Annotated in this window: 13 protein-coding genes and 1 pseudogene; 13 read left to right on the plus strand and 1 reads right to left on the minus strand. The window is 75.0% G+C overall.

Going from position 1 to position 10,913, the window contains the following annotated elements; genetic code table 11:
• The first annotated feature begins 2 nt into the window (after positions 1 to 2).
• The 12 genes from ACSLTV_RS28160 (at position 3) to ACSLTV_RS28215 (ending at position 10,386) form a co-directional block, all read left to right on the plus strand.
• Positions 3 to 593, plus strand: coding sequence for a sigma-70 family RNA polymerase sigma factor (locus ACSLTV_RS28160; protein WP_432137785.1), 591 nt, complete (start codon positions 3 to 5; stop codon positions 591 to 593).
• A 70-nt stretch (positions 594 to 663) separates the two neighbouring features.
• Positions 664 to 2,244: an SDR family oxidoreductase gene (locus tag ACSLTV_RS28165; protein ID WP_435613105.1), complete on the plus strand. Its 1,581-nt coding sequence runs from the start codon at positions 664 to 666 to the stop codon at positions 2,242 to 2,244.
• A gap of 118 nt (positions 2,245 to 2,362) precedes the next feature.
• On the plus strand, positions 2,363 to 3,931 hold the full coding sequence (locus ACSLTV_RS28170; protein ID WP_432137783.1) for a 3-hydroxybutyrate oligomer hydrolase family protein: 1,569 nt from the start codon (positions 2,363 to 2,365) through the stop codon (positions 3,929 to 3,931).
• A 200-nt stretch (positions 3,932 to 4,131) separates the two neighbouring features.
• Entirely contained in the window at positions 4,132 to 4,809 is a 678-nt protein-coding gene (locus ACSLTV_RS28175) for a dienelactone hydrolase family protein (RefSeq protein ID WP_432137782.1), read from the plus strand.
• Positions 4,796 to 5,446, plus strand: coding sequence for a phosphoribosyltransferase (locus ACSLTV_RS28180; protein WP_432137781.1), 651 nt, complete (start codon positions 4,796 to 4,798; stop codon positions 5,444 to 5,446). The genes ACSLTV_RS28175 and ACSLTV_RS28180 overlap by 14 nt, the downstream gene beginning before the upstream one ends.
• A 139-nt stretch (positions 5,447 to 5,585) precedes the next feature.
• Positions 5,586 to 6,245, plus strand: a complete 660-nt coding sequence (locus tag ACSLTV_RS28185; RefSeq protein ID WP_432137780.1) for a dienelactone hydrolase family protein — start codon at positions 5,586 to 5,588, stop codon at positions 6,243 to 6,245.
• Complete coding sequence (locus tag ACSLTV_RS28190) at positions 6,242 to 6,667, plus strand: CBS domain-containing protein (protein WP_432137779.1); 426 nt, start codon at positions 6,242 to 6,244, stop codon at positions 6,665 to 6,667. The genes ACSLTV_RS28185 and ACSLTV_RS28190 overlap by 4 nt, the downstream gene beginning before the upstream one ends.
• A gap of 60 nt (positions 6,668 to 6,727) precedes the next feature.
• Positions 6,728 to 7,087: a DUF6343 family protein gene (locus tag ACSLTV_RS28195; RefSeq protein WP_432137778.1), complete on the plus strand. Its 360-nt coding sequence runs from the start codon at positions 6,728 to 6,730 to the stop codon at positions 7,085 to 7,087.
• 111 nt (positions 7,088 to 7,198) lie between these two features.
• Positions 7,199 to 7,618, plus strand: coding sequence for a cell division protein SepF (locus ACSLTV_RS28200; protein ID WP_432137777.1), 420 nt, complete (start codon positions 7,199 to 7,201; stop codon positions 7,616 to 7,618).
• Between the two features lie 92 nt (positions 7,619 to 7,710).
• Positions 7,711 to 9,108: an AAA family ATPase gene (locus ACSLTV_RS28205; protein WP_435613106.1), complete on the plus strand. Its 1,398-nt coding sequence runs from the start codon at positions 7,711 to 7,713 to the stop codon at positions 9,106 to 9,108.
• A 281-nt stretch (positions 9,109 to 9,389) separates the two neighbouring features.
• Positions 9,390 to 9,752 (plus strand): nucleotide pyrophosphohydrolase, encoded by a 363-nt coding sequence (locus tag ACSLTV_RS28210; RefSeq protein WP_432137775.1) that lies wholly within the window; start codon positions 9,390 to 9,392, stop codon positions 9,750 to 9,752.
• Positions 9,753 to 9,924: 172 nt separating this feature from the next.
• Positions 9,925 to 10,386, plus strand: a complete 462-nt coding sequence (locus ACSLTV_RS28215) for a DUF6099 family protein (protein WP_432158662.1) — start codon at positions 9,925 to 9,927, stop codon at positions 10,384 to 10,386.
• Between the two features lie 22 nt (positions 10,387 to 10,408).
• Here ACSLTV_RS28215 and ACSLTV_RS28220 read toward each other — a convergent pair whose 3' ends face one another.
• Positions 10,409 to 10,570 (minus strand): hypothetical protein, encoded by a 162-nt coding sequence (locus ACSLTV_RS28220; protein WP_432137773.1) that lies wholly within the window; start codon positions 10,568 to 10,570, stop codon positions 10,409 to 10,411.
• A 241-nt stretch (positions 10,571 to 10,811) separates the two neighbouring features.
• Between ACSLTV_RS28220 and ACSLTV_RS28225 the strand changes: the two are divergent.
• Positions 10,812 to 10,913, plus strand: a pseudogene (locus ACSLTV_RS28225) (LLM class F420-dependent oxidoreductase); the annotation flags it as partial.

Consider the following 10,913-nt stretch of genomic DNA (forward strand, 5'->3'; position numbering starts at 1 on the left):
ACATGAACCGGCTCCCGGCCGCTCCCGGCGATGCCACCGTCCTGCCCCGCCCCGCCCGCCCGGCCCGAGACGGGTGGCGCGACCCGGACGACTGGGCGGCGCTGCACGACCAGTGGGCCGGGCTCGTCCACGGGCTCGCCCGGCGGGCGCTGGGCGACCCGGGCGACGCGGAGGACGTGACCCAGCAGGTGTTCATCGCGGCCTGGCGCGGACGCGCCGGGTACGCGCCCGAGCGGGGTGCTTTCCCCGCCTGGCTGGCCGGTATCACCCGGCGCAAGGTGGCGGACGCCCTGGCCGCCCGCGGCCGCCGCGCCGAACTGGCGATGGCGGTGGCCGCCCGGCTCCCGGCCCCGGCGCAGGGCGCGGGCGGCGGCCAGGAGGCCGTGCTCGACCGTGTCGTCGTGGCCCGGGCGCTGGAACGGCTCAGCGAACCGCAGCGCCGGGTGCTGTGCCTCGCCTTCTACCAGGACCTCACCCAGACCCAGATCGCCGGTGTCACCGGCTGGCCGCTCGGCACCGTCAAGAGCCACACCCGGCGCGGGCTGGACCGGTTGCGCCGCTGTCTGGAAGAAGAAGGCGTGGCAGCGGCGTGACACCGCGTCCGTGACGTTTCGACGCACGAACGATGCGGGATCGCTGCAGAGGTGGAGGAGGTGATCGTCGATGGACGAGCGCACGGGTGACGCGACGGGGCACACGCCGGATGACGCGCCGGGTGGCGCGACGGACGGCGGTCCGGGCGAGGGCGCCCGGACCTGTCTGGTGACCGGCGCCAGCGGCTACATCGGCGGACGGCTGGTGCCCGAGCTGCTCGCCGCCGGGTACCGGGTGCGCTGCCTGGCCCGCACCCCGGGCAAGCTGCGCGACCACCCCTGGGCCGACCGGGTGGACATCGTTCGCGGGGACGTCACCGACGCCGAGGCGATGGCCCGGGCGATGGACGGCGTCGACGTGGCCTACTACCTCGTGCACGCCCTGGGCAGCGGCCGCGACTTCGAGGACACCGACCGCCGGGCGGCCCGCACCTTCGGCGAGCAGGCCCGCCGGGCGGGCGTCCGCCGCATCGTCTACCTCGGCGGACTCACCCCCGCCGACGTCCCCGAGGAACGGCTCTCCCCGCACCTGCGCTCCCGCGCCGAGGTCGGCCGCGTCCTGCTCGACTCCGGCGTTCCCACGGCCGTACTGCGCGCCGCCGTCATCATCGGTTCCGGCTCCGCCAGCTTCGAGATGCTGCGCTACCTCACCGAACGGCTGCCGGTGATGGTCACGCCGCGCTGGGTGCACACCCGGATCCAGCCGATCGCCGTCCGCGACGTGCTGCGTGTCCTGGTGGGCTGCGCCGGACTGCCGTCCGACGTGAACCGCGCCTTCGACATCGGCGGACCCGAGGTGATGACCTACCGCCAGATGATGGTGCGGTACGCCGCCGTCGCCGGGCTGCCCCGCCGGGTCATCCTGCCCATCCCGGTGCTGACCCCCGGACTGTCCAGCCACTGGGTGGGCCTGGTGACCCCGGTCCCGGCGTCGATCGCCCGCCCGCTCACCGAGTCGCTGCGGCACGAGGTCGTGTGCCGGAACCAGGACATCGAACGGTACGTGCCCAACCCGCCCGGCCACCCCATCGGATTCGACCGGGCCGTCGCCCTCGCGCTGCGCCGCGTACGGGAGGCCCAGGTCAGCACCCACTGGTCGTCGGCGTCCCTGCCCGGCGCGCCCAGCGATCCGCTGCCCACCGACCCGGACTGGGCGGGCGGCAGCCTCTACACCGATGTGCGCGAACGGGAGGCGCCGGTCCGGCCGGACGCGCTGTGGCGGGTCATCGAGGGGATCGGCGGCGAGAACGGCTGGTACTCCTTCCCGCTGGCCTGGGCCGTCCGGGGCTGGCTGGACCGGCTGGTCGGCGGGGTGGGGCTGCGCAGGGGACGCCGTGACGCCCGGCGGCTGCGGGTCGGCGACTCGCTGGACTTCTGGCGCGTGGAGGAGATCGAGCGCGGACGGCTGCTGCGGCTGCGCGCCGAGATGCGGCTGCCCGGGCTGGCCTGGCTGGAGATGCGGGTCGACGACGGGCCCGGGGGCGTGCGCTACCGGCAGCGGGCGCTGTTCCACCCGCACGGACTGCTGGGCCACCTGTACTGGTGGGGGGTCTCACCCTTCCACGCGGTCGTGTTCGGCGGCATGGCCCGCAACATCGTCCGTGCCGCGAGCCGGACCCAGGAGCGACCCGCACCGGCCACAACACCGTAGGGATGGGTGGGCACCCCACATCCCGAGGCCGGACAGTGGGCCACCGGCCCATGGGACGAGGTACGTGGCCGCCATAGCCTCCCGGGCGTCGCCGCACCCCCGTCACGGAGGCCGCCCCATGCGCCCCTTTCCCCGTTCCGCCCCCTCCCGCCTTGACTCCCTCCGTCCCGTCCGCTGCCGCCCTGGCTCCGCACGTCCCGCCCTCCCCGGCAGCGCCGCGCTCTTCTCACGGCGCGCGGCCTTCCTCTCCGCCACGGTCCTCGCCCTGGCGGCCCTCGCCGCCACCCCGCTCACGGGCACGGCCACGGCGGCCGGCGCACCCCACGGACCGGGCGGGCCCGCGGCCCCGCCCGGCCCCGCCGGTCACTGCGCCCGGGGCGCGCAGCCGCGCGTACCCGGGGCCGAGCGCCAGGAAGTGGCCTGCCTGGACGAGTTGACCACGGCCGGTACCGTCGCCACGGGACACACCGACCCGGCCGACTGGGCGGGGCTGACCCCGCGGGACCTCGCCGTGCCCAGCGGAGTGCCCGGCGTCCAGATCGACGGCTACTTCCCCGACACCTCCACCACCAACACCAACCACGGCTGGCGCCACGACGCCCAGTTCGTCGTCCGGCTGCCGGACCACTGGAACGGCGGCCTGGTCGTGGCCGGCACCCCTGGAAACCGGGAGCAGTACGCGGGCGACCGGGCCATCGCCGACTGGGTGCTCGCCCGGGGCTACGCCTACGCCGCCACCGACAAGGGCAACACGGGCCTCGCCTTCTACCGGGACGGCACGTCGCCGGGTGCCGCGATCGCCGAATGGAACACCCGGTTCACCCAGCTCACCCGCGCCGCGCGCGCCACCGTCGCCCAGTACTACCGACGTCCGCCGGCGCGCACCCTCGTCACGGGCCTGTCCAACGGCGGCTACCTGGTGCGCTGGCAGTTGGAGAACCACCCCGAGCTCTACGACGGGGGAGTCGACTGGGAGGGCACCCTGTGGCGCACCGGCGGGCCCACCCTGCTGCACTTCCTGCCCGCCGCGCTGCGCCACTACCCGGCGTTCGCCGCCGGTGGCCAGGGCGCCGAGCGGGCCCGCGACGCCCTGCACGCGGCCGGCTACCCGGCCGGGTCGGAGTTCCTGTGGCCCTTCCACCACCAGGTCTACTGGGACCTCACCCAGCGCATCTACCGCGAGGAGCTCGACCCCGGCTACGACGGGCCGACCGAGGCCGGCACCCCGTACTGCGCGTCCGGCACACCGGCCTGCGACGCGGACTACGACTACGCGGCGCGGGCCGACGCGGTGGGGCCGGCGGTGCGCCGGATCGCGCTCACCGGACGCATAGGGAAGCCGCTGATCACCCTGCACGGCACCCTGGACGTGCTGCTGCCGATCAGCCAGGACTCGGACGTCTACGCCCGCATGGTCCGCGCCGCCGGACGGGGCGCCCTGCACCGCTACTACCGTGTCGAGGGCGGCACCCACACCGACGCCCTGGTGGACCTCTTCCCGGACCGGCTGCGCCCGCTGACCCCCTGCCACCGCTCGGCGTTCACCGCCCTGGAAGGCTGGCTCACCGGGCACCGGCCCCCCGCGTCCCACACGGTCGGCCTGCCCACGGGGGCGACCCCGGCGACCCTCCTGAACAGCTGCTCCCTGAAGCCCGGGACCGCCGACGACGGGGCGCACGGACGCTGACCCGCGCCCGGCGGACGCCTCGGACGGGACGCCTCCGGCGGACCCCTCGGACGGACCCCTCGCGGCAGTTCGACGAGCGGGCGGGTCGGCTGGTTGGCGGGCGTCGGCGCCGGGTACCCGGGCGCAAGGCGACCGAGTCCCGCCCGACCGTGAGGTCGAGGGGGACGGAGGAACGAGGAGAGACGCGGAGGGAGAGGACGATGCCGACCATCTCCGAATCGGTCCTCGTGCCGGTCGACGGCGCCGGCGTCCCGGGGGACCTGGTGGTGCCGCCGGGAGCCCGGGCGGTGGTGCTCTTCGCCCACGGCAGCGGCAGCTCCCGGCACAGCCCGCGCAACCGCGCGGTCGCCGCCGAGCTGCGCACCGCCGCACTGGGCACCCTGCTGATCGACCTCCTCACCGAGGAGGAGGACCGCCGCGACGAGCTGACCGCCGAGCACCGGTTCGACATCCCGCTGCTCGGCGGGCGGGTCGTCGCCGCCATCGACTGGCTCGCCACGCAGCCCGCCACCCGTGACCTGCCGGTGGCGCTGTTCGGCGCCAGCACCGGCGCGGCCGCCGCCCTGGTCGCCGCCGCACGCCGCCCCGACCGCGTCCTGACCGTGGTCTCCCGCGGCGGCCGGCCCGACCTGGCCGGCGACGCCCTGCCCGCCGTACGCGCGCCCGTGCTGCTCGTCGTCGGCGGCCGTGACACGGAGGTCCTCGCCCTCAACGAGGAGGCGCTGCGACGGTTGCGCGCACCCCACCACCTGTACGTGGTGCCCGGGGCGACCCACCTCTTCGAGGAACCCGGCGCCCTGGAACAGGTCGCCGCGACGGTCCGGCGGTGGTGCGCCGCCGAGGCGGAAGGAGCGAGTGGCGCGTATGCAGTTCAGTGACCGGCGTGAGGCCGGACGGGAGCTGGCCGAGCAACTGCGCATCCTCCAGGAGAAGGGGGTGCTGCCACACCCCGTCGTCCTCGCCCTCCCGCGCGGCGGGGTCGCCGTGGGCCGCGAGGTCGCCCGGCTTCTCGGGGCGCCGCTCGACGTGGTCGTCGTCCGTAAGATCGGCGCGCCCTTCCAGGAGGAGCTGGGCGTCGGCGCGCTCGCCGGGGAGGACCCCCCGCTGTTCGACGGGCGGACCCTGGACCGGCTCGGGCTGAGCGAGGCCTCCGTCGCCGGCACCGTGGAACGGGAACGGGCCGAGCTGCACCGCCGGGAGGAACGCTACCGGCAGGGCCGTCCCGCGCCCGATCTGCGGGGCCGTACCGCGATCGTCGTCGACGACGGACTGGCCACCGGTGCGACGGCTCGCGCCGCGCTGCGCTGGGTGCGCCACCAGGACCCCGAGCGGGTGGTGCTCGCGGTGCCGGTGGGCTCCCCGGAGGCCGTCGAGGCCCTGCGCCCGGAGGCCGACGAGATCGTCTGTTCCTACCGCCCGAGCGGCTTCATGGCCGTCGGCCAGTGGTACCGGGACTTCGAGCAACTGACCGACGAGGACGTACTGGAGGCACTGCGGGACAGCGATCCCCCCTGAACGGCGCACGACCGCGGTGCCCGCAGCCGTCGCCGACCCGCGACCACCGCATGACCACAACGACCGCGACCACCGCATGACCACAACGACCGTGATGACCGCATGACCACAACGACCGCACGGAAATCAGGTGAACCGAATGATCTCCCAGACCGTGGGGGTTCCCGCGGACGTGGTGACGCTCGCCGGTGACCTCGACGTACCCGAGTCGCCCCTGGCGGCGGCGGTGTGCGCCTACGGCCTCGACAGCTCCCGGCTCGACCCACGCAGCCGGACGGTCGCCGCCGAACTGCGCTCGGCCGGCATCGGCACCCTCTCCCTGGACCTGCTCAGCGAGCGCGAGGACGCCACCACCCTGCGCACCGCCGACCAGCGCTTCGACGTCGGCCTGCTGGGCCGCCGGGTCGTGGCCGCCGTCGACTGGCTGACGGCACAGCCCGACCTGCGCGGCCTGCCCGTCGCACTGCTCGGGGCGGGCATCGAGTCGGCGGCCGTGCTGCGGGCGGCGGCCGATCTGCCCGACCGGGTCCGGACGGCCGTGGTGTGGGCCGGCCGCCCGGACCTCGCGGGTGACGACCTGCGCCGGGTCAGGGTCCCCGTGCTGATCATCGCGGGGGACCGGGACGACGGCGTGCTGCGTACCAACCAGCGGGCCGCGCAGTCGCTCGGCGCACCGCACAGCGTCCGGGTGATCGCCGGGGCGAACCGTCTCTTCGAGGAACCCGGCGCGTGGGAGGAGGCCGTGGCCATGGCCAAGGAGTGGTGTCTCGACCGGATGGGCGGAGAGGGGGCGCGATGACCCGGACGATCCGCGACGTGATGACACCCGGCGCCGTGTCCGTGGAGCCGATGACCAGCGTGGAGCGGGCCGCCGGCCTGATGCGCGAACACGACGTCGGCGATGTCCTCGTCGCCTACGACTGCGATCTGTTCGGTGTGCTGACCGACCGGGACATCGTCGTGCGAGCCGTCGCCGAGGGCCGCGACCCGCACAGCACCCCGGTCGGCTCGGTGTGCAGCCGGCCGCCGGTGGTCACTCTCGGCCCCGACGACACCACCGACCGAGCCGTGGAGCTGATGAGCCGGTACGCGGTGCGGCGCATCCCGGTCGTCGAGCACGGGGGCTGCCCCGTCGGCGTGGTCAGCATCGGTGACCTCGCGCTCACCGAAGAGCCGCGCTCGGCGCTCGCCGGCATCGGCCGGGCCGGCCCCAACCACTGAGCGGGCCACCGCCACCGAGGGGAGACGGCCGGCCCCAACCACCGAGGGGAGACGAGGAACATGACCGACCGGCACCCGTACGGCTCGCGTGCGGACGTCTCCCGGCGGCGGGACCGCCCGAGCGTCCGCCGTCGGCCGCGCACCGGTACCGAGCCGATCACCGCTCGCAGCGCGCTCGGGCTGCGGCTGCTGCTCGCGTCGGTCTTCTTCCCCGTCTTCACGGCGGCGGCCGTCGGGTTCGGCTTCTGGAGCGCGGCGTCCGACGCCGGCGACAGCCCCAGCAGCGGAGTGCTGACCGGCGTCACCGTCGTCTGCGCGGTCCTCGCGCTGCTCACCGCCGTGGACCTGCTGGTGATCACCCGCCGCCTGCGCCGGGAACGGGCCTGGGACCGGAACGCCGGCCACACCGGGCGCCCCTGAACCCGCGGCGCCCTGGGCCCGCCGGCCCGCCCGTCGGCCCGTTTCCGGTCGCGGTCCGTGTCGTTATTGGGCCGTACGGGTGACATGGCGTAAGAATTGGCCGGTGCAGCCATGGAACGCGAGTCAGTTCGGGGGGATCCGGTGAACCGGTACGACGTCACCGATGAACAATGGGAAGGGCTCGCCCAGGTCGTTCCGCTGCGCGGCCGGGACGCCTGGCCCTCCGCGGTGGACCACCGTTCGCTGCCCGAGGCGGAGACCGAGACCCGGCGCCGCTTCGTCGTCCTCAGGGTCAATGTCTTCGCCGACGCGCGGGAGGTCGCCGAGACCCTGATGTCCGGCATCCCCGTCCTCCTCGACCTCACCGGCGCGGAGACCGAGGTCGCCAAGCGCGTGCTGGACTTCTCCACGGGTGTGGTGTTCGGCCTGGCCAGCGGCATGCACCGGGTCGACCGCAACGTGTTCCTGCTGACCCCGCCCGGCACCGAGGTGAGCGGCATCATGGAGAGCGCCGGCGTCCCGGGGGTGTGAGGGGCCGAGCCGTTCCGACGAGGTCGCTCGTTCGTGGGACGGCGGGCAAGAGGGAACGGTTCGGCGCGGTGGCGGACTCCTACCGTCCGCATATGACGGTTCCGCGTGCCTCCGCCCCACTGCCCCGCGTCCGCGTACCGGCCCAGGGAGCCTCGCCCCTCGAAGGCCGGCCACCGACCGAGGAACAGCCGACCGAGGAGCGGCTGACCCAGGAACAGCCGCCCGGCGAGCCCCGCGCACCCGAGCAGGGCCGGTCACCCGACGAGCCCTGGACGCCGTCGGCTCACGGCCAGTCCCTCGACCGGACCGGGTCACCCGGCGCGGCCCGGACCGGGTCACCCGGCGCGGCCCGGCCATCCGGCGAAGGGCACGTCCACCCCGCGCGTCCCCGCGTCACCGAGCTGCGGCTGTCCGCGTTCGCCCGGCACCGAGGCGCCCGCTTCCCGCTGGGTCCCGTCACCGTGCTCGCCGGGCCCAGCGGCAGCGGCAAGTCCAGTGCCCTGCGCGCCTTCGAAGCCCTGGCCCGGCTCGGCGGCGGCGCCCCGCTCGACGAGGTGTTCCCCGACGCCGCCGGCTGTGTGCCCGAGCGGGCGCGCCCCGACGCCCAGCGCCGCCGCGGCTTCCGCCTCGGCTGCACGGTCGACGGGCCCGTGGGACCGGTCCGGCTCGACCTCTCGGTCCAGGCCGAGCCGGAGCTGCGCATCGTCGGCGAGCGGCTGACCGCCGGTCGGCTCACCCTGCTGCAGACCGCCCTGCGCGACCCCGGCCGACGCACCGTCCAGGCCGCCTGGCACACCGCCGGCTCCGCCCCCGTCACCCGGGCCCCGCTTCCCGACGACCTCCTGGGCACCGCACTGCTGCCGCTGCGCGTCGCCGGCCGGACCGACGGCCAGCGCCGGGTGCTCGCCGCCGCCGAGCAGGTGGTCGTCGCGCTGCGCTCGGTCTACGCCTGTGATCCGCGGCCCGAGTCGATGCGGGCGCCCGTGCCCGCCGGGTCCGGGCGGCTGCTCGCCGGCTGCGACAACCTCGCCGACGTGCTGTGGCGCACCCGCGCCGAGTGCGCCCGCCGGCACGCCCGGCTCGTCGAGGCCGTGGCGGCCGGGTGTGCCGGCCCGGTCACCGACGTGCGCGCCGAAGCGCGGCCGGACGGCACCGTGCGCGCCGTCCTGGACCGCGGCGACGGCACGGTCACGGACCTCGCCCACCTCGGCGACGGGGAACTGCGCTACCTCGCACTCGCCCTGGTCCTGCTCACCGGGCCCGGCGTCCTGGACGTGGACACCCCCGGCGAGGTGCCCGACGCGATGCGCACCCTCACCGTCCTCGCCGACGGCTTCACCCGCTCCCTCGACCCCCACCAACGCCATTCCCTCCTCCACCTCGCCGCCGGCACGACCGCCCCCGGCCACCTCCGCTGCGCCTTCACGACGAGCGACCCGGACTGGGCGGCAGGCGTGCCGCAGGCCGCGGTGGTGCGGCTGGAACGGTGACCGGTCGGTCGCTTGCCCGGAGCGGCGGCGGGCCCGGAGCGGTGGCGGGCCCGGAGCGGCGGCGGTGCGGGCGGACATGACGGTCGCCGCAGGGTTTCGGTGTGTGCAGTGTGTGCGGTGTGTGCGGTGTGTGCGGTGTGTGCAGTGTGTTCGCGTGTGCGGTGTATTCGCGTGTGCGGTGTGTTCGGCGGGGCGTTCGGGCGTCCAGGCCCGCAGCGGGGGGCGTGGCGGCGGGTCGGGGTGGTCCGGGGCCGGTGGGGCGGAGGTGGTACACCTGAGCCGTGACCGCCGAGACCGATCCGCCCGACCTCGCCGCGCTGCGGCACAGGCTCGCCGAGTTCGCCGCCGCGCGTGGCTGGCAGCCGTACCACACCCCGAAGAACCTCGTCGCCGCGCTCAGCGTGGAGGCGTCCGAACTGGTCGAGATCTTCCAGTGGTTGACGCCGGAGGAGTCCGGGCGGGTGATGGCGGACCCGGGCACAGCGCACCGGGTCAGGGACGAGGTCGCCGATGTCCTCGCCTATCTGCTGCAGTTGTGCGAGGTGCTCGACATCGACCCGCTCGCCGCGCTCGCCGCGAAGATCGAGCGCAACGAGCACCGCTTCCCGGCTCCCGGATCCGGAGCGCGACCCCCACAGGAGTGACCCCCTCCGTTTTCACTCTCCGTGAGGAAATGACGGCCCGAAACCGATTTGTTGTCCACAGATTTCCGCCTTCCTCTGGCTTTTCGTCCCACAGACCCTCACTCTGGGTAGTGGACACGGAAGTTCGGGCAGCACGTGCGAGGAGCACGGCGGGGACGGACGGGGGCGTCGCATGGACGCGGTGCGGCTCATTGTGGCGGGCAGGCAGGCGCTGGTGGGCAGCGGCAGTGCCCCGGAGATCCTGGCCGAGGTCTGGCAGGCGCAGGCCCTGGCCCAGGCCGTCGGCAGCCGCCTGGCCGTGTCGGGCCCACCCGAACTGCGGGGCGAGGCGCTGGGCTTGACCGAGCTGGCGGGCCGGGGCTGCGGTGTGCTGGACACCCCGCCGCTCGACCCGGGCGACCTGCGCGCCGCCCAGCTCACCGCACTGGACGACGCCCGCCAGGCCCTGCGCTGCCTCAGCGGCCTGCTCGGCGAGGTCGGGATCGCCCTCGTCGGCGTCGCCAGCTCCGCGCGCGACGAGTCCACGTACTGGCAGTGCATGGAGGCGATCGACGCGGCGGACGAGTCCAGAGACAGAGTGCTGGAGATGCTGCGCAAACTGGCCGCCCGGGAAGAGGCGTTACCCGAGCGCTGAGCGCTGCGGCCGGATCAGGGCCTCAGCCGGCCTCGCCCTCTTCGACGGGCACCCGCACGGGCCCGGTCGACTGCAGATCCGCATCCAGCGCCGAAAGGTCCGCGTTCAGCGCCGCCATCAGCTCCTCCATCTGCTGCAGCAGCCCTTTCGGCTGACCGGCGCGGCCCACGGTTTCCTCGGACATGACGGCCTCCTCGGCCCCCGGCCCCGCCAAGGGGCCGTACGCGCGTGACGTCCCGACGGCTCGGCCGCCGGGCACGGGCCGGGCGGTCCGGCTCCGACGGGCCAACGATCATCGCCCGGACGGGTCACTGGCCCGGTCGCCGCCCGCCGCGCCGGACCGGGGATTTCACCCCGGCCGGGGATCCGTGCGCTCCGGGGCACCGATGCGGTTGACGGGAGGCGCGGCAGGCAGGATGGAGGACATGGATCTGCGCATCTTCACCGAGCCCCAGCAGGGGGCGACCTACGACACCCTGCTCACCGTGGCGAAGGCCACCGAGGACCTGGGATTCGACGCCTTCTTC

The organism is Streptomyces sp. bgisy159, assembly GCF_965341775.1.
Lineage (GTDB): Bacteria > Actinomycetota > Actinomycetes > Streptomycetales > Streptomycetaceae > Streptomyces.

Excerpts from the sequence above, each read along its gene's own strand:
- ACSLTV_RS28205 (WP_435613106.1), top strand. The coding sequence starts at position 7,711 with ATGACGGTTCCGCGTGCCTCCGCCCCACTGCCCCGCGTCCGCGTACCG.
- ACSLTV_RS28175 (WP_432137782.1), top strand. The coding sequence starts at position 4,132 with ATGCCGACCATCTCCGAATCGGTCCTCGTGCCGGTCGACGGCGCCGGC.
- ACSLTV_RS28185 (WP_432137780.1), top strand. The coding sequence starts at position 5,586 with ATGATCTCCCAGACCGTGGGGGTTCCCGCGGACGTGGTGACGCTCGCC.
- ACSLTV_RS28190 (WP_432137779.1), top strand. The coding sequence starts at position 6,242 with ATGACCCGGACGATCCGCGACGTGATGACACCCGGCGCCGTGTCCGTG.
- ACSLTV_RS28200 (WP_432137777.1), top strand. The coding sequence starts at position 7,199 with ATGGAACGCGAGTCAGTTCGGGGGGATCCGGTGAACCGGTACGACGTC.
- ACSLTV_RS28180 (WP_432137781.1), top strand. The coding sequence starts at position 4,796 with ATGCAGTTCAGTGACCGGCGTGAGGCCGGACGGGAGCTGGCCGAGCAA.
- ACSLTV_RS28165 (WP_435613105.1), top strand. The coding sequence starts at position 664 with ATGGACGAGCGCACGGGTGACGCGACGGGGCACACGCCGGATGACGCG.
- ACSLTV_RS28195 (WP_432137778.1), top strand. The coding sequence starts at position 6,728 with ATGACCGACCGGCACCCGTACGGCTCGCGTGCGGACGTCTCCCGGCGG.
- ACSLTV_RS28170 (WP_432137783.1), top strand. The coding sequence starts at position 2,363 with ATGCGCCCCTTTCCCCGTTCCGCCCCCTCCCGCCTTGACTCCCTCCGT.
- ACSLTV_RS28215 (WP_432158662.1), top strand. The coding sequence starts at position 9,925 with ATGGACGCGGTGCGGCTCATTGTGGCGGGCAGGCAGGCGCTGGTGGGC.
- ACSLTV_RS28160 (WP_432137785.1), top strand. The coding sequence starts at position 3 with ATGAACCGGCTCCCGGCCGCTCCCGGCGATGCCACCGTCCTGCCCCGC.
- ACSLTV_RS28220 (WP_432137773.1), bottom strand. The coding sequence starts at position 10,570 with ATGTCCGAGGAAACCGTGGGCCGCGCCGGTCAGCCGAAAGGGCTGCTG.